Source organism: uncultured Sneathiella sp., assembly GCF_963976355.1.
GTDB lineage: Bacteria > Pseudomonadota > Alphaproteobacteria > Sneathiellales > Sneathiellaceae > Sneathiella.
Genome location: NZ_CAXBKA010000003.1, coordinates 68,003 through 89,051 on the forward strand (window position 1 = coordinate 68,003; position 21,049 = coordinate 89,051).

Consider the following 21,049-nt stretch of genomic DNA (forward strand, 5'->3'; position numbering starts at 1 on the left):
CGTGATTGACGAACTGTATCAGAAAAACCTGCTGCGGCTTGCGGCAAATGCCGTGGGCGATGGCACCCTTGAAAATCCCGATGCGACGGAGACCCTGGACAATCCGACCTGCGGCGACCGGATCACCATGCAAGTCAAGCTGAAGGACGGCAGGATAACTGATCTGAACCATCAAAATCGGTCCTGCGTCCTATGTCAGGCCGCCGCGTCGCTCATCGGCGAAAATGCCATTGGCAGAGAAGTATCGGAGATTTCCATGACGCGGGATAACCTGCAGTCCATATTGCAAGGGGAAACGGTTCAGGTTACACCGGATTGGAAAAAACTGGAGTTTTTTAATGTCGTCTCGGCCCATAAAAGCCGACATAACTGTATATTACTGCCTTTCGATGCGTTGATTAAAGCATTGGAAACGGCGAAAACGAAAGCCTGACATGCGTCGCAAGAACCCAAAAATGAAAAATATCCCGAACCTTCCCTCCCCCTGTACCGGCATTTGCAGCATGGATATGCAAAATCTATATTGCAGGGGATGCTTTCGCACCCGAAATGAGATTGGCGGCTGGGCCCTGATGAGCAATGAAGAGAAGATGGACGTCCTCAAAGAGCTTCGCCTGCGCCGCAGGGAATCCCGCAATACAGAGAGTTTGCCTTAATTTTGCCCCTTTCCAACCGCTTAATGTAGGCGTCGTCTGATATAAGCGTGAGTCTATCCTTGAGTAATGGGGGCGCAAATGTATCTAAAAACCTTGAGCGTACTGACGGTAACCTTTCTGTCTTTGCTATTCCTCATAATGGCGACCTTTATGCCTGCCTCAACGACAATCGTTGCCTCGAAGTCCGATGATCCTGACCTGAAATGCCTGGCGCAGGCCGTTTACTTCGAAGCGCGCGGCGAGCCTTTCAGTGGGCAGATTGCCGTCGCCCAGGTCGTGCATAACCGGGTGCAATTGAAGAGGAAGTCATACTGCGCCATCGTATTCGAGGGCAGTTCGCGGCGCAACGCCTGCCAGTTCTCCTTCGCCTGTGATGGCAAATCGGATACGGCAATGGATAAGTCGTCGTGGCAACGCGCCCTGATGGTTGCCGGTCTTGTGAAAGACGGAAACCTCCGGGATCTTTCCGGCGATGCGACTTTCTACCATGCAACTTATGTCTCACCTGGGTGGTCGAAGAGCCTTAAACAGACAACCAGCATCGGTAATCACATCTTCTACCGGAAAATGTAACCGGCATTACCAGATAGTGATGATATGAAGAAAAGCGGCAAATGAGCCGCTTTTTTTATGCCTGCTAAAATTTTCCACGATTTATTTATTTCGTGACGTCAGTCACATGCCAATCCGGAAGAAAAGGCTATATTGGAATTGCAATTATATCGGATTGATATATTTTCTTCCGAAATATAGAACGGCCTCCGGGATTGCGACCGATACGCGTCCTGAACATCTGACGGAATAAACGGCTTTATGGATATTCGAACCCTATGCCTCGGCGTTCTCACCATGGGAGATGCCTCGGGATATGAAATCAAGAAGACATTCGAGGAACGGCTGGGACTGATGTTCCACGCAAGCTATGGCTCCATCTATCCGGCGCTGAACAAGCTGACGGAGGAAGGACTCGTGTCTTGCCGGGCTTTTGCACAGGAAAAACGGCCCGACAAGAAGATTTACTCAATAACGTCATCCGGCCGTTATACGTTCCTGGATGAAATCATGAAAAAGCCCGCGGCGGATCGCTTTCGCTCGGAATTTCTGGTCACTTTGATGTTCGCCCATCTGTTGCCGGTCTCCACAATTGCCGAGCTTATAGATGAGAGGATTCTGGAAAGTCAGCGCAAGATCGACTCAATGAGCAGTGATTGTGCCGATCTCCCGACAGACCGGGAACAGTTCCTGTGCGGTTACGGCCGCGCCGTATATCAGGCGGAAATTGATTACCTGCAGGAAAACCGCCACCTGCTGGAAGCCGACGCCCTTATGGGGACCCGTGCCGCTGAATAATGTGACCCTGGACATGCTCGATAACAAAGAGGTATCACTGTGAACCGCTCAATCATCATTGCTATTGTCATCGCCGTTGGCGTGACGGCCTGGATTGCGTCCGGACAGATCAACACCGGCGGCGATGAGGCGAACGGTGCGGGAGACGCCTCCGCTGCAACGCAGGAGAATGCCGCCGCAAGCGACAACGAAAATGCGGAAAACCCCCATAAGATCATGGGCGTCCGCTACCTCAACTTCACAGCGCAGCCGCGGCAGCGCGAAATCATTGTCCATGGTCGGACTGAGGCGAACCGGGTCGTCGAGCTTAAAGCAGAGATTTCAGGCAGGGTCAACAAGGTCCATGTCTATGATGGCGACCGGGTTAAGGCTGGCGATCGTATTGTCAGTTTTGATGTAAAAGACAACGAGGCGCGCCTGCAGGAGGCTCAGGCTCTCGTCCGGCAGCGGGAAATTGAATATAACGCTTCCCAAAAGCTGAACAAGAAGGGGTTTAGTGCTGACACCACGCTGGCAAGCGCCAAGGCCCTTCTTGATAGCGCCAGGGCGCAGGTGACGGCGATGAAAATCCGCCTGAACGATCTCGTAATTAATGCGCCCTTCGACGGATATATCGAAGAGAGAAACGCCGAAGTCGGTGATTTCGTCAAGGACGGCAATCCCATAGCCACCATTGTAGAGAGCGATCCGCTGCTGATCACGGGGCAGATTTCCGAGCTTCAGGTCGGCAATATCTCCGTTGGCGGGGAAGGCTCCGCGAAACTGGTAACAGGCGAGACCGTGACCGGTAAAATCAAGTTTATCGGCAGCATGGCGGACCCTGAAACGCGGACATTCCGAGTTGAGCTTGAAGTGCCGAATGAAGGGTACAAGCTGCGCAGTGGCGTGACGGCGGAAATCACCTTCAAAACAAATTCAGTCGAGGCGCATTTCCTCTCCCCCGGATATCTTACCCTGAATGACTCCGGTGTTCTCGGACTCCGGGCCGTAGGTGACGACGATATTGTCAAGTTTTATCCGGTCAAAATACTCGCCGATACGCCGGACGGGATCTGGGTGCAGGGACTGCCGGAGACGGTTCGTTTGATCGTTGTCGGGCAGGATTTCGTCCGCGATGGAGATAAAGTCCAACCTGACCTCTATGTCGCCGAGGCGTCCCAATGAACGCGATTATTGATGCGGCAATCGGCAGGGCCCGGACTGTCATCTCCGCCCTGCTGCTGATCCTTGTCGCCGGGGCCTATGCCTATATCGATATCGCGAAGGAATCGGACCCGGACATCAACATCCCGATCATCTATGTCTCCATGACCCATGAAGGCATTTCCCCGGAAGACGGAGAGCGGCTGCTGATCCGTCCGATGGAGCTGGAACTCCGCTCCATCGAAGGCGTGAAGGAAATGACGGCCATTGCCTCAGAGGGGCATGCGTCCGTCACGCTTGAGTTTGATGCCGGTTTCGATGCGGATAAAGCGCTGCAGGATGTCCGCGAAAAGGTCGATCTCGCGAAGACGGAGCTACCGCAGGAAACGGACGAGCCCACCGTCAACGAGGTGAATTTTGCCCTGTTCCCGGTCATTGTCGTGACCTTGTCGGGCGATGTCCCCTTGCGTACCCTGATCAAGCTGACAAAGGACCTTGAGGATCGGGTTGAGGGCCTCCCGGGTGTTCTGGAAGCCGATATTGGCGGTGACCGCGAGGAAGTGCTGGAAGTCATTATCGATCCCGTCAAGCTGGAAAGCTACAAGATCTCGAACGCGGAACTCGCGAATGCGGTTGTCTCCAACAACAAGCTTATTGCTGCGGGTTCCATGGATACCGGCAAGGGGCGCTTCTCCATCAAGGTACCCGGGCTCTACAAAACCGCCGATGATGTTCTCGACATTCCGGTGAAGGTCAATAACGATGGCGTTGTCACCCTCAGGGATGTGACGGACATACGCCGCACCTTCAAAGATGCCGACAGCTACGCCCGCCTCAACGGCCGGCAGGCGGTCGCACTGGAGATCAAAAAGCGGGTCGGAGAGAATATCATCGAAACGATCGAGGATGTAAAACGCGCGGTCGCCGAGGAGCAGAAATACTGGCCTGAAAATGTGGTCGTCACCTATACGCAGGACCGCTCCGGCGATATCCGGACGATGCTATCTGATCTTCAGAATAACATTATAAGCGCGATCATCCTGGTGATGATCGTCGTGATCAGCGCGCTCGGCGTGCGGACAGCGGGCCTTGTCGGACTGTCCATTCCGGGCTCCTTCCTGATCGGCATTCTTTACATGTATATCATCGGGCTGACCATTAACATCGTTGTCCTGTTCGGCTTGATCCTCGCGGTCGGAATGCTGGTGGATGGCGCCATCGTGGTGACCGAATTTGCCGACCGGAAGATGGCGGAAGGTATTAACAAAAAGGAAGCCTATAGCCTCGCGGCCAAGCGCATGGCCTGGCCGATCATCGCCTCGACCGCAACCACCCTCGCGGTGTTCATGCCGCTGATGTTCTGGCCGGGCGTTGTCGGGGAGTTTATGAAATACCTCCCCCTCACCCTGATCACAACGCTGACCGGCTCCCTTCTGATGGCGCTGATTTTTGTGCCCACCCTGGGATCGGTCTTTGGCCGTCCCGGCTCGACAAACTCAGGGACGCTTGCCGCGCTCGCGGCGGCGGAGACCGGCGATATCCGGTCCATCGGTGGCCTGACCGGCCGTTATGTCAGGTTTCTCTCCGTCTGCCTGCGCCATCCGGTGAAGATTGTTCTGCTGGGCGTCCTCACCTTGGTTGGCGTTCAGGCCTATTACGCAACCCATGGCAATGGCGTCGAATTTTTCCCGAAGGTCGAGCCGGAAATGGCGCTTGTCTATATTCATGCGCGCGGCAATATGTCGACTGACGAGAAAGACATACTGGTCAGACAGGTTGAAAAGGAAGTCCTGAAGCTTGATGATTTCGAGGCGCTTTACACCCGTACGGGCAGCCCGGCGCGAGGTCAGCAGGATATATCGGAAGATGTGATCGGCACTATCCAGATGGAATTCAAGGACTGGCAGGAGCGTCGCTCTGCAGACGCGGTTTTCGAGGATATCCGCGAACGAACCAGTCATCTTACCGGCATTATGGTGGAAACGCGCAAGCCTGATAACGGGCCGCCAACGGGTAAACATGTTCAGATACAGCTGTCGTCCCGCAACCCCGATCTGTTACCGATCGAGGTGCAGAAAATCCGCAATCATCTCGAAGACAATGTGGCGGACCTGATCGATATCGAGGACAGCCGTCCCATTCCCGGCATTGAATGGCAGGTTACGGTGGATCGGGCTCAGGCTGGCCGGTTTGGCGCCGACATCCAGACGGTTGGCAAAACCATTCAGCTTGTCACCAACGGGATCAAGGCAGATGAATATCGTCCCAATGACGCGGACGATGAAATCGATATCCGGCTCAGGTTCCCCGATAACAAGAGAACCATGGACCAGCTCGACAATCTGCGGGTCATGACCGAAAGCGGCATGGTGCCAATCTCCAATTTCGTCAAGCGTGAGGCACGCCAGAAGGTCGGTAACATCAACCGCGCCGACGGAGAGCGGATCATGACCGTCAAGGCGAACGTCGTCGCCGGTGTTCTGGTGGATGAAAAGGTTCGGGAGATTCAGACGTGGCTGGAAAATGAGGCCAATATCAACCCGGAAGTCTCCTATGTCTTCAAGGGCGAGGATGAGGAACAGAAAAAGGCGCAGGAGTTTCTCGGAAAAGCCTTCGCCGTTGCCCTCTTCATCATGGCGATCATTCTGGTGACACAGTTCAACAGCTTCTATCACGCCTTCCTGATCCTGACGGCCGTGATCATGTCCACCATTGGTGTATTCGTTGGCCTTATCATTACCGGGCAACCTTTCGGCATTGTCATGACCGGGGTCGGTGTGATCGCGCTGGCGGGGATTGTGGTGAACAATAATATCGTGCTGATTGACACCTACACGCATCTGCAGCGTCAGGGTATGGATGCGATGGAGGCGGTGCTTCGAACCGGCGCCCAGCGTCTACGGCCTGTTCTGCTGACTACCATCACGACGATCTTCGGGCTGTTGCCGATGACCTTGCAGGTCAATATCGACTTTATCAGCCGCGGCGTCGTGGTCGGCGCCCCCTCCTCCCAATGGTGGGTGCAGCTGTCAACAGCCGTGGCCTTTGGACTTACCTTCGCTACGCTGCTAACGCTCGTGATGACACCGGCACTTCTGTTGCTGGGGGCAAATGTTAGCGGAGCGCTGGAACGGCGCCGCATTCGGAGAGCCGAGAAAAAAAACAGCGCGGCGCAGCCCGAACCGGCGGAATAGCGTCAGCCAGATTGAAGCGGGGACGCTGAACCTTATTCAGCTGTCTCCGTCTTCCTTGTCTTTTTTCCCATTGCTGTCATCAATTGCTTCTTCAGGAACGTCTTCTGTATTGGATGCTTTGCGTGCCTCCTGCTCCTGCAGGCGCCGATGGCTTAGGATGGAAAAGGGAATGGTTGTCATATAGATAATGGCGATCAGCGATAACAGCTGCCAGGGATAGCTCGCCAGTACAGCCGCCAGTCCACCGACAAGCAGTAGGATCAGCATGATAAAGCGCCGGGCGATACGGATCCGCTTTATCGAGAAGGTCGGAATACGGCTCGCCATCATGAAGGCCATGAACAGCATCCAGGCGGCATTCAGAATGGGTGAGCGAAAGAAATCATCACCGGTATAAAAGCTGATGACCATAAAGAGCAGAGAGATAGAAGCTCCCGCCGGTGCCGCGATACCTGTAAAATACCGGCTGGCCCAGGCGGGCTGCTTTTCCTCCAGCATCGAGTTAAACCGCGCGAGCCGGAGGCCGCAGGAAACCGTGAAGATCAGCGCAATAATCCAGCCAACCCCCCCCAGCCCGCTTTCTAGCGTCCAGAGAAACAGAACCAGTCCGGGGGCCACGCCGAAACTGACGAAATCCGAGAGGGAATCAAGCTCGGCGCCGAACTTGGAGGCGCTGTTCAGCAGCCGCGCCATCCGTCCGTCCAGACCATCCAGGACACCCGCTGCCAGAATGGCGATCACCGCCAGTTCCCATTTTTCATCAAGAGCAAAGCGCACGGACGTCAATCCCGCGCAAAGCGCCAGCATTGTCAGGATGTTTGGGATCAGGGAATTGAGCGGCATGACCCGCAGGCGTCGGCGATGCTGTATAGGCATTTAGCGGACCTCCACGGCCATCGGCGCCTCATTTTTCGCATTGAGATCGGCAATGATCGTTTCCCCGCCAACCATCGACTGTCCCAGGCCGACCATGGGTTCTACCCCTTCCGGCAGATATATGTCTGTCCGGCTGCCAAAACGGATCAGGCCAAAACGCTCACCTGTCCGCACCTCCTGATTATCCGTGAGGTAACAGACGATACGCCGCGCAACCAGCCCGGCAATCTGGACAAAGACAATGTCGTTTCCCTTGTCATCTCGCAGGTGAACCGCGTGACGTTCATTCTCTTCCGACGCCTTGTCGAGCGCCGCATTGAGGAATTTGCCAGGACGATAGACCTGCCGGATGATGGTCCCGCCCAACGGCACCCGGTTGACATGAACATTGAAGACATTGAGAAAAATGCTGATACGCAGACGGGCGTCTGGCCCCATGCCGAGTTCCTCCGGCGGAACTGCCCGTTCAATCATCTGGACGACGCCATCGGCAGGGCTGACAATCAGGCCCTCCCTCGTCGGAACATTACGGTCGGGATCACGGAAGAAATACACGCACCACAGCGTCAGGATGACCCCGATCCAGCCCAAAAGCGGCCAGGTGAACAAAAACAGCGCGAGGGTGACGGCCGCAAAGATGGCGATAAATCGATGCCCTTCCTTGTTTATCGGCACCAATACTGACTTCAACGTATCCATAATAGTTTCCCTTCGACACGCGGACTGCTACTGAACCTAGGTCATAACGCATGTCTCCGTCAAAAAGAACAAAAAGATGAGTGCGTTACCAACAGCTGAATTCTAACGCCTATTCCCTGATCTGCTCAAGTTTCTCCTGATAGTTCGCTGCTTCCTGCTGTCGCGCCCACATGGTCGCATATTTTCCGCCTTGTGCCAAAAGGTCGTGATGGCGCCCCCGCTCCTCTATCCGGCCGTTTTCAAGCACGATAATCTCATCCGCTTCGACAACGGTGGACAGACGATGGGCGATGATCAGGGTTGTACGGTCCTTCGATACTTCGGCAAGACTCGCCTGTATTTCCTTTTCTGTATGGGAATCAAGTGCCGACGTCGCCTCGTCAAAGAGCAATATTCTCGGTTGCTTCAATATCGCCCTTGCAATGGCAACCCGCTGTTTCTCACCGCCGGAAAGCTTCAATCCGCGTTCACCCACCATCGCATTATATCCATCCGGCAGTTTCTCGATAAAACCGTCAATACTTGCAAGCCGCGCCGCGGTTTCAATTTCCGCCTCGCCAGCACCCGGCCGTCCATAGCCGATATTATACCGAATCGTGTCATTGAAGAGAACCGTATCTTGCGGCACGATTCCAATGGCCGCCCGAAGGGAATCCTGCGTCACTTCGTCAATTGCCTGCCCGTCAATGGTAACCTTGCCCCGATCAACATCATAAAAGCGGAAAAGGATGCGTGAAATCGTTGATTTCCCGGCGCCTGACGGCCCGACAATTGCGGTGGTCTTGCCGGATGGAACCTTGAAGGACACGCCATGTAGAATCTGACGATCTCCTTCATAGCCGAAATCGACATCATGAAACTCAATTTCACCACCCCCGGAAACGAGTGGTACGGCATTTGGTGCATCGTCAATTTCGCGCGAGACAGTCAGCAATTCAAACATCTTTTCCATGTCGACCAGACTTTGCTTAATCTCCCGATATACAAAGCCTAAGAAATTGAGTGGCTGCATCAAAAGCATCAGGAAACCGTGAATTGCCACAAAATCTCCCACTGTGTACTCGCCGTCAACTACCCCCTTCGCCGAGAGAATCAATACGGCGACCAGTCCGATGCTAATAATCAGGCCCTGCCCGATATTAAGATAGGCAAGCGTCGTGTTGCTCTTAACGGCTGCTGTCTCGTAAGAGGCAAGCGCTCTGTCAAAACGGCGGGCTTCATGTTCTTCATTGCCAAAATATTTTACCGTCTCAAAATTGAGCAGGCTGTCGATGGCCTTGGTATTGGCTTCGCTGTCCTTCTCGTTCATCATTCGGCGGAATTTGAGCCGCCATTCGGTCACTGCCAAGGTAAAGTAGATATAGCCACACAGGGTCACCAGGGTAATCACCGACATCAGCCAGCCATATTCAACCAGCAATATCCCGCATACAAAGATGATTTTCAGGATCGTCGGCACAATGTTGAACAGCATGAAGCGCAGCAGGAAATCTATCCCCTTCGTCCCCCGCTCAATCACCCGGCTTAAGCCGCCGGTTTGCCGGTCAAGATGGAACCGCAAAGAGAGCCGATGCAGATGCCGAAATGTATTGAGCGCTACCTGACGGATGGCATGCTGCCCGACTTTGGCGAACACCGCATCACGCAGCTCGGAAAAGGATTGCGTTAAAACGCGGGCAACGCCGAACGCAATAATCAGTCCGATCGGCATGACGACAATCGGGTTCACATCACCGGTCAGGTCATCAACGATGAATTTCATGAGATAGGGTGTATAAACCGACGCCACCTCGGCCATGACCAGAAGGCTGAAGGCCACAACCACACGAATTTTCAGATCGCGCCGCCCTTCAACCCATAAGTAGTCCATCAGAGACCGCAAGGTTTCAAAGTGACCGCGTCTCTCCTGATGGGAATGAGTATCGAATTTCTGGCTGCTCATAATCTATCCGCTGTGGCTGCTGGTTCCGCTAACATAGCGTAATCACCAACGATAAAAGACGGGAAATCGGTTTTGGTAGAAAAATTGTGACCGCGGCCACATTTCGGGGGAGGAACTGAGCTCTATTGCTTGTCCGGCAAGTTGAAAATCTGCCCCGGAAATATCAGGTCGGGATCGCGAATCTGGTCCTGATTGGCCTGATAGATCACTGTATATTCCATCCCCTCGCCATAGACACGCCGCGCGATCCGCCACAGGCTGTTCCCCGGCTGCACAATCGCGCTCAGACCACCACTTGCCTGCGCAAGGACAACGTCACTGGCCGGCGCCTTCTGAAATGGGAGTTCAACACGCGAAATAACCGTCCCGCCCGTATCCAGTTGGTCAATACGAAGCGTGTGGTTGCCTGCCGGAATGGATTGATCCGGCACAAGCGACCAGTTACCGTCCGCATCGATAATAGCGGTGCCGACTGGCTTGTTATCTACATAAATTATAACACTGTTTCCCGGCTGTCCCCGCCCGGACAGTTCCAACGTGCCCTTGTCGTCATAATTCACCGAACCGAGGGAGAGTTCCTTAGCAGCGGAAACATCGCCTTTCGCCTCGGGAACCTGCAGCAATTTGACAGTTTGACCATTGCCAGCCACCTCAACATCCTCTTTTGGGACCATCATCGCGATGGCGGGCGCGCGCTCTTCAAGGGGAACCGCGCAATCCGGCACATTCATGACGACAAGGGTACCGGATTCGAGCTGTTGTCCGTCCGGATTCTGTGCGCTGAGATTAACCGTCTGAGAGCCGGAAGGAAGCGGCTTGCTGGAGGTAAAGACCCACTCGCCGGAGGCGGAGGCCGTCGCGGCTCCTACTTTCTCACTACCAATGAATATCTCCACTGCAGCCTCCGGGACTGCACGGCCCGCCGCAACAAGGTCACAATTGCGGTCTATACGGATAACATCGAAGCTGGGCCGTAGAAGCGCCATCTGCTGACCTTCCGTCCTGGAGGTATCGTCTAGCTCCTTGTCGATAACCTTAGGGGAAACAGACGCCTGCTCCGTATTTTTCTCGGTGGAGGTTTCAGCCGCGCTATTTTCCGTCGCCGCCTCCGCGCTGTCCGTGCCGGCCGTCGATGAAGGAACTGGCTCAACCGGGCCTTGCGGCGTCGATCCGGAGAACATGTCACTGCGGTAGAGAAACAGACCCGCCACCAAAAGTAGCAGTATTGCCAGGATACCAAATACGCGCACCAGTGCCTCACTCAATTAACCATATGTGACGCTATTATGAACGTCCGAGGCTGTTCACGCAATCTTTAGTAAAATTCATGGAAGTTCAGGGGCCGGAACTCGTCACCTTATTTTCTATCGGCGGAATGCTTTTCAGATATGCGGCAATTGCAGCCCGATCCTCTTCCGTCAATTTGGACAGGCTATGATCGATTGCCTCGGCCATTGATCCCTGGACATTATCGAAATCGGGCATCATGCCGTCACTCATGAAACTGACAATATCCCCTTCTGACCAATCGCCGATCCCGGTGGCGTCATCGGGTGTAATATTGGGAACCAGTTCCCCCTCCGCACCATTTGCCGCACCGGCCAGATAAAGGCTGTTATCCGATCCGCCGAGAAAATTGCGCGGCGTATGACATTCCCCGCAATGGGTCAGAGCTTCCACCAGATATCCCCCGCGTGTCACCTGTTCAGACGCCCGGGCAGGGGGCACATAAGGCCCCTCATCAAAGAAAAGAAGCCGCCATCCCCATTGCAGCCAGCGCCAGGAGAACGGCGGAGACACATCATGGGACCTGTTCTCCTGCACAACAGGAGGTAAAGACATCAGATGCGCCTTGATCGCCAGAGCATCCTCGTCCGTCATCTTGGTATAGCTGGTATAGGGAAAGGCAGGAAAATAGGGATGACCCGATGGTCCTATCCCCTCTTTCAAGGCTTTCAGGAATTCTTCATCCGTCCAGCCGCCGATGCCGGTTTCCGGATCGCCTGTAATATTCGGTGTATAGAAAATCCCGAACGGGGTTTCCAGAGGCCGCCCACCGGCGAATGGCTTGCCGTCGTTCTTGACATCGGTATGGCAGCCATAACACCCTCCGGCCGCCGTAAGATAGGCACCCTTGTCGCTTTCTTCCTGGGCCCGGCTCTCCTGAACCCCAACAGTCAGCAGGAGAGCCGTGGCACCAAATAGGGAAAAAGCGACCCCTTTGATCGAGAACCGCTTTTGTCCAATTCGAAACAACATTCCAAAAACCTGCTAATGTTTATTCCTTCGGCTTGCGGAACTGTTTATGACAACCGCCGCATGTGCCGCCGGTTTCCTTCAATGCAGCTCCGATCATTTCGACATCACCGGATTGAACTGCGGTTACCAGCTGTGCGCTGGCCGCCTGGATTTCCTTTATGTCCTGCTGGAAATCCGCTGTGTATTGGGCATCCCATATTTCGGGCTTGGCACGTGAGGCTTCGACACCGGAACCTTCTGGGAAGAGGTTAGCCATATTCGCCGCGATCTCGGCGATTTCTTTTGCATTGTCGTTCAGGGATTCGGAGTAGTTGGCCTCTCCCTTCACAACCTTCGAGATCGCACCCATATTTCCGCCAAGCTTCTTCATTTCAGCAATCCGGAAGTCTGCTTCCTTATTGCCTGTGGATTCGGAATGCGCGCTGGCAATGCCAAGGAACATGGCACCTCCGGCCAGGACGGCAATCGCGGTTTTGGTGAGCATTACTTTCATCTTTCAACTCCCTTGCAGTTTAAACCTCTAAACAAAATCACAGCATCCGTCCGGCACTCCGAAACGACGCAGTTACTCCGGTACTGTCACAACCATTTCCTCGCCGCCATATCCATGTAGCTTGTCATGCGCCCGGACACGCACTTTTTTGACATTCATTGGAAGGGACAGAGTCATGGAACGGGTGAAGGGTTGTTCTTCCACATGCGGATGCATGAGCACCCGGTTGCCAAGGCTATTTCCGTCCAAATCGAGAACCTCCCATCGGTCCGCATAATGTTCCCATCCTTCGTCGGCATGACGGACGGTCACGCTGAACCGGAAAACATCGGCATCGACCTTCACTACCTTGACGTCGATCACATCCGCCTCTCCCGCGAAAACAGAGCTTGACGCAAAGATCAGGACACAGCAAAAAATGACGGCAAATATATTTCTCATATCCCGTTTTTTACCAATATAGTCTGACCTATGACCAAAATATCTTCCCTTTGCGTTTACTGTGGTTCGCGGATGCCCTCGGACCCTTCTCATATTGACGCGGCAAAAGCCCTCGGACAAGCCCTCGCCGAAAATGGCATCCGGCTTGTCTATGGCGGCGGTCATGTCGGTCTGATGGGTGTCATCGCCGATGCCACGCTGGCCGCCAATGGACAGGTTATCGGGATTATCCCTCGTCATCTACATGATATTGAAGTAGGTCACGAGAAATTGACAGAGTTGCATGTCGTCGACAGCATGCATGTACGCAAGGAAAAGATGTTTCAGATATCCGACGCCTTTGCCGTATTGCCGGGCGGTCTGGGCACGCTGGACGAAACATTTGAAATGATCACGTGGCGTCAGCTTCGCCTGCATGACAAGCCGATCCTGCTGGTCAATCACAAGAAGTACTGGCAACCGCTGCTCGATCTCATGGAGCATATGATCGATGCGGGATTCGTCGAAGCAGAGGCACGCGGGTTTTTTACCGTGGTCGAAAGGCTCGAGGAGATCATCCCTGCCCTTATGAAAGAGCCGGAAGCGGAATTTAAGGCCGATATCTCAAAATTCTAGCGATAAAAGCCTGTTTTTTTGACGGAGAAGCTTGCACAGTTCGCCGTCGGTGATATTTTGCAGCCGCAGAATAAACAACCCACAGTCTAAGAAGGACGTCGATATGGCCAAAATTCAAGTCAAAAATCCGGTCGTGGAGCTGGATGGCGACGAAATGACCCGGATCATCTGGGATTTCATCAAGAGCAAACTCATCCTCCCCTATTTGGATATCGATCTTAAATATTACGACCTCGGGATGGAAGCGCGCGACGAAACCGATGACCAGATTACGGTCGATGCGGCAAATGCTATTATCAAATACGGTGTCGGCGTCAAATGCGCCACAATCACGCCGGATGAACAGCGGGTCGAAGAATTTGACCTCAAGAAGATGTACCGCTCTCCGAACGGAACGATCCGCAACATTCTGGGCGGCACCGTCTTCCGCGAGCCCATCATCTGTTCGAACGTTCCGCGGCTGGTGCCGGGCTGGACCGATCCGATCGTGATCGGCCGTCACGCCTTCGGCGACCAGTACCGCGCAACGGACATGGTTGTGAAGGGTCCCGGAAAGCTGACCATGAAGTTCGAGCCTGCCGATGGCGGTGAAGCCCAGGAATTCGAAGTCTTCGACTTCCCCTCCGGCGGCGTTGCCATGAGCATGTATAATCTCGATGATTCCATTCGCGGATTTGCCCGCGCCTGCATGAACTACGGCCTCAACCGGAACTGGCCGGTTTATCTCTCCACCAAGAACACCATCCTGAAAGCCTATGACGGACGCTTCAAGGACCTCTTCGAGGAAGTCTTCCAGAATGAGTTCAAGGCGGAATTTGACAAGCGCGGCCTGACCTATGAACATCGCTTGATCGACGATATGGTCGCTTGCGCCATGAAATGGTCCGGCAAATATGTCTGGGCCTGTAAAAACTATGATGGTGATGTCCAGTCGGATACGGTGGCTCAGGGTTTCGGATCTCTCGGGTTGATGACCTCCGTCCTGATGACGCCGGATGGCAAGACCGTCGAAGCCGAAGCGGCCCACGGCACGGTGACCCGCCATTACCGAATGCATCAACGGGGTGAGGAAACCTCCACCAATCCGATTGCCTCCATCTTTGCCTGGACACGCGGCCTGTTGCATCGCGCCAAGCTGGATGGTAATGACGATCTGAAGAAATTCGCCGAATCCCTTGAAAAGGTTTGTATTTCCACCGTTGAAGGGGGCGAGATGACAAAGGATCTTGCACTGCTGGTGGGCCCGGATCAGCCGTGGCTGACCACGAACCAGTTCCTCGACGCACTGGATTCAAACCTGCAAAAAGAAATGGCCTGATTAACCTCAAGTTATTCCAAAGAAAAAGCCGGCCTTTCAGGGCCGGCTTTTTTTACATGAGTCAAAATCCCGTGTCAGTCATCCGCCATCAACTCATCGTGACTGGCATCGCTTTCCGGATTACCCTGCAGCGCCTCCGAGAGGACACCGGCATTTGCCAGAATTTTCTGCTCAATCGCCTTCGCCACATCCGGGTTTTCCTTCAGGAAGGCTTTTGCCTGTTCCCGCCCCTGGCCGATGCGCTGACTGTCATAAGAGTACCAAGAGCCGGATTTTTCGACAATCTCCGCCTTGACGCCAAGATCGAGGATTTCCCCGGTCTTTGAAATCCCCTCGCCATACATAATGTCAAACTCGATCACCTTGAACGGCGGAGCCACCTTGTTTTTCACGACCTTGACGCGGGTCTGGTTTCCGACAACCTCATCCTTCGCCTTGATCTGACCGATCCGGCGAATATCAAGACGGACCGATGCATAGAATTTCAAGGCATTTCCGCCGGTCGTCGTCTCCGGGCTACCGAACATCACGCCGATCTTCATGCGGATCTGGTTAATGAAAATCACCATGCAGTTTGAGCGCGAGATGGAACCGGTCAGCTTGCGCAACGCCTGGCTCATCAATCGCGCCTGCAGGCCGACATGGGTATCCCCCATTTCGCCTTCCAACTCCGCCTGGGGAACCAGCGCCGCCACACTGTCGACCACCAGTACGTCAACCGCGCCGGAGCGCACCAGCGTATCAGTAATCTCAAGCGACTGCTCCCCTGTATCCGGCTGGGAAATCAGTAGCTCGTCCACATCCACGCCGAGCTTGCGCGCATACACCGGGTCCAGCGCATGCTCCACATCGATAAAGGCGCAGGTTCCGCCCTGCTTCTGCGCTTCGGCCACCACATGCAGCGCCAGAGTGGTTTTGCCGGAACTTTCCGGCCCATAAATCTCGACCACACGCCCCTTGGGGAGCCCGCCAATGCCGAGCCCGATATCAAGCCCTAGCGATCCGGTCGGTATCGCCGCCACATCCAGGGTCTCCTGCTGGCCAAGCCGCATAACCGATCCCTTGCCAAAGGCCCGATCGATCTGACTTAAGGCCGCTTCCAACGCTTTTTTCTTGTCCATGCCACCTGCTTCAACGAGCTTCAGAGCTGAATTTACCATCGATCTCCCCTTATTCCATAGGTCCGTAGCGTATGCAACTGCCGTAAATGTACATGTTTTGTTCTCATTTGCAAGAACTTTATACAACATTGAAAAATATACTAAATCATAGATAGTTTCTGATTTGTTCTAATCCAGATCATGAATGTCCCCTCCCCCTGATCCGGATTCTTTTATTTTTCATATGAGTATAGATTCGGATGGAGCTATTTTTCCATGAAATGGGGTTAAGCTATTGATATATATGAGGGCTGAAGGGCCCTCAATACGAAATTCATATATTTCAAAGGGTTATAGCTGTTCTACAAGGAAAGTTAGACTAGCGTTATCTCGGTATTTTAATGGACCTGCATGGCAAGGTCACAGCCCAATTGTGTATTGCGTGCGCGGTCGCGGTGGAAATAGCGGTTGGTATTATGAAATCAGACTAGACAGCCTTTCTAACGATATGAAGGAAGAGATAGCTGAAAGAATTGAGCGACATATCCGCTCCCTGTGTGCCGGATTACCGTCGGGCATCAATCCACCGCCCCCTTGCAAAGGCCCCAATATTACGGGCAATGTTTGAAAAGAATTTGCAAATTCCTGAATCCATAATCTGAAACTACCCCTGATCATGATCGCTGAGAGATCCAGATTCGGAATTAGACGAAGATCGTCGGCGGATCGTAACTTCCGTCATCTTGTTTTACAGCCTCAATGCAAAAGAGATCCGTACCCTTATTGGCAGCGGTAGGTCCAAAAGAGAGACTGTCATTATGGCCAAAATCCGAAAAATAAGCTCGCAAAAGTTGTGATTTCATATTTTAAACCTTGCTCACTTGCCATGTTGATAGGATAAAATAAGCTTGGGTCAATCGCGCCCGACTGAGGACCTTGTAAAATAAGAGATTTCAAATCGTTACCAACGGTAGAGCCCGTTTCCGCCCATAAGTTACCAGCATTTATTGGGAAACTTTCAGTCGCCGCAAGACGCCTTTAAATGGCCCTGCGAGCTTTGAGGTGAAATTATCAGAAGTGGAGCATATTTTGCACACGTTGAAGACTGCTTTTAAAAACTAGCTTTGCGTGTCGTCTTTGAACTGAGCCATTCCCATCCTCCCACTTACCGGGAATCTGTGCTATTTGAGGACCCCGGCATCAAGCGGGGGATCATAGGTTCTCAGAATGTATCCCAGAATGCTGTAGAATCCAACAGTTGCAATCAGGTCGAAAACTCCCTGATGCCCAAGGGCAACGCTTAGTTCGCGCTCCAACTCTTCTGACAGACGATAGTCATCAAACAGAGCATCGACCCCACGGGCGATCAGTCCGTCCTCTCCTTCCGTCGGCGTCCCGCGCAAGGCTTCAATCCGCTCATCGCTTATACCGAGCAGGCGGGATCGATGCACATGATGCGTCCATTCGTAAGAAGAGCCAAGGCGATAGGCAGCACGTAGGATCACGATTTCGCTACGCTCCCACCCAAGTGCACTGTCCTTGACAATATGCTGACGAAGCGGCATCCATGCACGCAAAAGAGCTGGATGGTGCGCCATGGTGCGGTACACATTGAGCTGTCCCGCGAAACCGTCTTTCAGGTCAGCGAGTTCGGGCGGCCAGTCGGCATCTGCAATTGGAGGACAAGGAGAGGTCATATAATACCTTTTTTGTTTATTTTGCGTCTCTGTACATTCTACTCTATTTTTCATTGCGTTGGTATAAACATGCGACACACGATCTGCCCAGATACCCGCGAAACAGCGATACGCGTCAATGAGTGATAAATCCAGCTTCACCCTAAAGATATCTTCACAACTATAATCAAGCGCTCCGACATTTTCTCATATTACCGCCGTTCCTGCAGAGGGGTGGAAGGCCAGAGCGCCCGCTTCCGTCGGCGTTGCCAGACCGCTATGGCAGTGGCCATACTTCTTTCAGCGACTGCCATTTTTCCTTCGATGTTGCTTGGACATCGACTTATGGTGCCAGTTTCGGATTGACGATACAGTGGCCAACAATTGTGATGGCATAAACGACAAGGGCAATAGATGGAGGAATAAAGGCACCGAACGTCCCGGCGGCGATCGTACTTGTCGGCAGCGCTTTATCATATCCAAATTTAAGCATTTCCGGAATGGCCAAGCGGCCCTTCGCCGCAGTTGTTGCAAGGCTGGAGCCCGACGCAGCGGCAAATCCCGCCGATGAAAAGTTTGACACCACGGCCAATCCGCCGGGAAGTCTGCTCAACTGCAGTCACGTCGCATAGCGGTCCTGTTAAACCGGCAAGATAGGCAATAGCGCCCATAAACAGGAACATCGGAACCGCGGACAAAGATCGTGATGCTGCAAAATCAAAGGGAAGCGAGCCCCTTGACCTTGGGGTCGCCCTCGTCCCACCCGCTGTTCTAGCCTGTGCGCCAGAAAAAAGCCTAGGAATATGATACCCCTTGATATCATTTCCTAGGCAAGTCAAGCAGTCGAGCAACCGGGAGAGTATGCCTCGACCGCGGGCAATCAAGAAGCGTGTAATTTCCTCGGCCTGCCCTCTCCCTCTTCCCTCGTATCATCGGATGACACGGCATGGGCATATTGGGCCGCCGCGGACTGAATAAACTGCCAAGCAACCCGGCCGGATCTTCCGCCGCGGGTTACGGACCATTCCAACGCATGATGCTTCAACTCATCCTCGTCAATCCCGAGGTTGAAATGCTGCGCATAGGTACGGACGATATCGAGATATGTCGCCTGGTCATGTTTGTGAAAACCGATCCACAATCCAAACCGGTCCGACAGCGAGATTTTCTCCTCATTGACCTCACCAGCATGTACGGCAGCCGCCTGCTCGTTTTCGATCATGTCGCGGGAAAGCAGATGCCGCCGGTTCGACGTCGCATAGAAAAGGACATTCTCCGGTCGCCCCCGCAATCCGCCATCAAGAACAGCTTTAAGGGATTTGTAGCTGTTATCATTCGCGTCAAAGGAAAGATCGTCACAATAAATGACAAAACGCCGGTCACTCGTTTCAAGTATCTCGAGAAGGTCAGCAAGGGAATGCACATCCTCCCGATATATCTCAATTAAAGCAAGAGCGCCGTGCTTCTGGCGGTTAATTTCCGCATGGACGGCTTTCACCAAGGAGCTTTTGCCGGTTCCCCGGGCTCCCCAGATCAGAACATTGTTGGCAAGATAGCCATCAGAGAAATATTTCGTGTTCTCCCAAAGCACCTCCTTTTGTCGCTCTATTCCCTGAAGCAGGGATATGTCGATGTGGCTCGTCTTGTGAACCGCCTTCAACTCCCTTTTGTCGGCAGACCAGATAAAAGCATCCGCAGCCGCAAGATCAATGGCAGGCGCCACAGGAGGCATATGCGCCTCCAGCGCTATCGCGATCCTGTGCAGCAATTTCAAATGCTCCCGTTCCATCGGAATTGTCCTCACGTTTCTTCGAGCGGTCAAATTATGACGTGCGGTAAATTATATATTTAAAAAACTTAATTGTATACAAAAATATTATATAAATATATATAAGAAAGCCAGCGGAACGAGTGCCTGGCCTGCCCTTTCAGCAGATGTCTGGGCGGAAAGGCGAAAATGACAGGACCACTTGAAGGTGTTCGTATATTCGATCTGACAAGAATTCTTGCCGGGCCGAGCTGCACTCAGATACTTGCGGATCTCGGCGCAGAGGTAATTAAAATCGAGAGACCAGGGATCGGTGACGATACCCGTCGATTCGCCCCTCCGTTCATCCGGGATGCGGATAATAATGATACGACGGAAAGCGCCTATTACTTGGCTGTGAATCGCAACAAACAATCCATTACCCTGGACCTTACGCAAAAGGCAGGTCAGGATATTGCGCGGAAACTTATCGCCAAATCAGATGTCCTCGTGGAGAACTTCAAGACGGGTGGCCTTTCAAAATATGGCTTGGGCTATGACGATCTGAAGGATGACTTTCCCCATCTTGTGTATTGCTCCATTACCGGATTTGGCCATACGGGGCCGTATGCAACGCGCCCGGGATATGATCTCCTTCTACAGGGGATGAGTGGGCTGATGAGCTGTACCGGCGACCCCAAGGGTGAGCCTATGAAATCGGCCGTTCCCGTCGCGGATCTAATGGCCGGAATGTATGCGGCGGTGGGCATCAATGCGGCCCTCCGTCACAAGGAAATCACCAATGAAGGGCAGCATATCGATATCGGGATGCTAGACGTCATGGTCGCCTTTTCCTCGGTCATGGGCATGAACTATCTTGCTACCGGCAAATTGCCTGAGCGGATGGGCAACGCGCATCCGAATATTGTCCCCTATCAGGCATTCGAGACAGCGGATGGCAATATCATCCTCGCGGTTGGTAATGACGGGCAGTATCAGCGGTTTTGCAATTTCGCCAGCATTCCAGAGCTGGGCACTGATCCGCGATATGCGAAAAACAGCGGTCGGCTTGCCCACCGCGACGAGCTAGTGATGAAGATCAGGGCTGTGATCAAGGAAAAACCCTCCAACTATTGGCTGGAAGGGTTGCAAAAAGAAGGCGTCAGTTGCGGTCCTATCAACAATCTTCAGCAGGTGTTCGAGGATCCGCAGGTCATCGCTCGCGGGTTAAAAGCCGAAGTGGAGCACCCGCTGACGAAGGGGCGGCCAGTGAGTCTGTTAAGGAGCCCGCTGCGCCTGTCAAAAACACCGGTTAAGGAGCCGATAGCCCCTCCCGTTATCGGGAGTCACACGGATAGCGTTCTGACAGACTTGCTCGGTTTTGGTCGGGACGAAATTGATAATTTGCGCGAGGCCGATGTGATCTAGCGCTTCTTGCCTGCCAGGAGATGGAGCGAACCTCTGCATAAGAGGAAACCGCCGACGCTCCGGCAGAGGATGTTTTTATGCATGCTTTTGAAAATCAATATATACATAGAAT

General features: G+C 53.4%; 20 protein-coding genes. 9 read left to right on the forward strand and 11 right to left on the reverse strand.

Annotation, left to right across the window (positions count from 1 at the left end; all coding sequences use genetic code 11):
- The first annotated feature begins 1 nt into the window (after position 1).
- From AAC599_RS07330 to AAC599_RS07355, 6 genes are all read left to right on the forward strand, one after another.
- Complete coding sequence (locus AAC599_RS07330; protein ID WP_340149752.1) at positions 2–433, forward strand: iron-sulfur cluster assembly scaffold protein; 432 nt, start codon at positions 2–4, stop codon at positions 431–433.
- 22 nt (positions 434–455) lie between these two features.
- A complete protein-coding gene (locus tag AAC599_RS07335; protein ID WP_340149753.1) occupies positions 456–656 on the forward strand; it encodes a DUF1289 domain-containing protein in 201 nt (66 codons plus the stop codon).
- Positions 657–734: 78 nt separating this feature from the next.
- Positions 735–1,229: a cell wall hydrolase gene (locus AAC599_RS07340; protein WP_340149754.1), complete on the forward strand. Its 495-nt coding sequence runs from the start codon at positions 735–737 to the stop codon at positions 1,227–1,229.
- Between the two features lie 240 nt (positions 1,230–1,469).
- Positions 1,470–2,006, forward strand: a complete 537-nt coding sequence (locus AAC599_RS07345) for a PadR family transcriptional regulator (RefSeq protein WP_340149755.1) — start codon at positions 1,470–1,472, stop codon at positions 2,004–2,006.
- Between the two features lie 39 nt (positions 2,007–2,045).
- On the forward strand, positions 2,046–3,170 hold the full coding sequence (locus tag AAC599_RS07350) for an efflux RND transporter periplasmic adaptor subunit (RefSeq protein ID WP_340149756.1): 1,125 nt from the start codon (positions 2,046–2,048) through the stop codon (positions 3,168–3,170).
- Positions 3,167–6,343: an efflux RND transporter permease subunit gene (locus AAC599_RS07355; protein WP_340149757.1), complete on the forward strand. Its 3,177-nt coding sequence runs from the start codon at positions 3,167–3,169 to the stop codon at positions 6,341–6,343. Before AAC599_RS07350 ends, AAC599_RS07355 begins: the two co-directional genes overlap by 4 nt.
- A 36-nt stretch (positions 6,344–6,379) precedes the next feature.
- Here AAC599_RS07355 and AAC599_RS07360 read toward each other — a convergent pair whose 3' ends face one another.
- The 7 genes from AAC599_RS07360 to AAC599_RS07390 form a co-directional block, all read right to left on the reverse strand.
- Positions 6,380–7,219, reverse strand: a complete 840-nt coding sequence (locus AAC599_RS07360) for a phosphatidylcholine/phosphatidylserine synthase (RefSeq protein ID WP_340149758.1) — start codon at positions 7,217–7,219, stop codon at positions 6,380–6,382.
- The gene (locus tag AAC599_RS07365; RefSeq protein ID WP_340150296.1) at positions 7,220–7,921 is read right to left on the reverse strand and encodes a phosphatidylserine decarboxylase; all 702 of its coding nucleotides are present in this window, start codon (positions 7,919–7,921) and stop codon (positions 7,220–7,222) included.
- Between the two features lie 106 nt (positions 7,922–8,027).
- Positions 8,028–9,860, reverse strand: coding sequence for an ABC transporter ATP-binding protein/permease (locus AAC599_RS07370; RefSeq protein ID WP_340149759.1), 1,833 nt, complete (start codon positions 9,858–9,860; stop codon positions 8,028–8,030).
- 122 nt (positions 9,861–9,982) lie between these two features.
- On the reverse strand, positions 9,983–11,110 hold the full coding sequence (locus AAC599_RS07375) for a LysM peptidoglycan-binding domain-containing protein (protein ID WP_340149760.1): 1,128 nt from the start codon (positions 11,108–11,110) through the stop codon (positions 9,983–9,985).
- Between the two features lie 85 nt (positions 11,111–11,195).
- Positions 11,196–12,119: a cytochrome c gene (locus AAC599_RS07380; RefSeq protein WP_340149761.1), complete on the reverse strand. Its 924-nt coding sequence runs from the start codon at positions 12,117–12,119 to the stop codon at positions 11,196–11,198.
- A 19-nt stretch (positions 12,120–12,138) separates the two neighbouring features.
- Positions 12,139–12,612, reverse strand: a complete 474-nt coding sequence (locus AAC599_RS07385; protein ID WP_340149762.1) for a cytochrome c — start codon at positions 12,610–12,612, stop codon at positions 12,139–12,141.
- A gap of 72 nt (positions 12,613–12,684) precedes the next feature.
- Positions 12,685–13,053, reverse strand: coding sequence for a hypothetical protein (locus tag AAC599_RS07390; RefSeq protein WP_340149763.1), 369 nt, complete (start codon positions 13,051–13,053; stop codon positions 12,685–12,687).
- Positions 13,054–13,083: 30 nt separating this feature from the next.
- On the opposite strand from AAC599_RS07390, the gene AAC599_RS07395 reads away from it, so the two are divergent.
- Entirely contained in the window at positions 13,084–13,668 is a 585-nt protein-coding gene (locus tag AAC599_RS07395; protein ID WP_340149764.1) for a TIGR00730 family Rossman fold protein, read from the forward strand.
- A gap of 103 nt (positions 13,669–13,771) precedes the next feature.
- The gene (locus tag AAC599_RS07400) at positions 13,772–14,986 is read left to right on the forward strand and encodes an NADP-dependent isocitrate dehydrogenase (protein ID WP_340149765.1); all 1,215 of its coding nucleotides are present in this window, start codon (positions 13,772–13,774) and stop codon (positions 14,984–14,986) included.
- Between the two features lie 74 nt (positions 14,987–15,060).
- Here the strand turns inward: AAC599_RS07400 and recA are convergent, their stop codons facing one another.
- From recA to AAC599_RS07420, 4 genes are all read right to left on the reverse strand, one after another.
- On the reverse strand, positions 15,061–16,146 hold the full coding sequence (recA, locus tag AAC599_RS07405) for a recombinase RecA (protein WP_340149766.1): 1,086 nt from the start codon (positions 16,144–16,146) through the stop codon (positions 15,061–15,063).
- 1,121 nt (positions 16,147–17,267) lie between these two features.
- Positions 17,268–17,783: a carboxymuconolactone decarboxylase family protein gene (locus tag AAC599_RS07410; RefSeq protein ID WP_340149767.1), complete on the reverse strand. Its 516-nt coding sequence runs from the start codon at positions 17,781–17,783 to the stop codon at positions 17,268–17,270.
- Positions 17,784–18,105: 322 nt separating this feature from the next.
- Positions 18,106–18,375: a TRAP transporter large permease subunit gene (locus AAC599_RS07415; RefSeq protein ID WP_340149768.1), complete on the reverse strand. Its 270-nt coding sequence runs from the start codon at positions 18,373–18,375 to the stop codon at positions 18,106–18,108.
- Between the two features lie 267 nt (positions 18,376–18,642).
- Positions 18,643–19,551 (reverse strand): ATP-binding protein, encoded by a 909-nt coding sequence (locus AAC599_RS07420; RefSeq protein WP_340149769.1) that lies wholly within the window; start codon positions 19,549–19,551, stop codon positions 18,643–18,645.
- A gap of 168 nt (positions 19,552–19,719) precedes the next feature.
- On the opposite strand from AAC599_RS07420, the gene AAC599_RS07425 reads away from it, so the two are divergent.
- The gene (locus tag AAC599_RS07425; protein WP_340149770.1) at positions 19,720–20,937 is read left to right on the forward strand and encodes a CaiB/BaiF CoA-transferase family protein; all 1,218 of its coding nucleotides are present in this window, start codon (positions 19,720–19,722) and stop codon (positions 20,935–20,937) included.
- Positions 20,938–21,049: the final 112 nt, after the last annotated feature.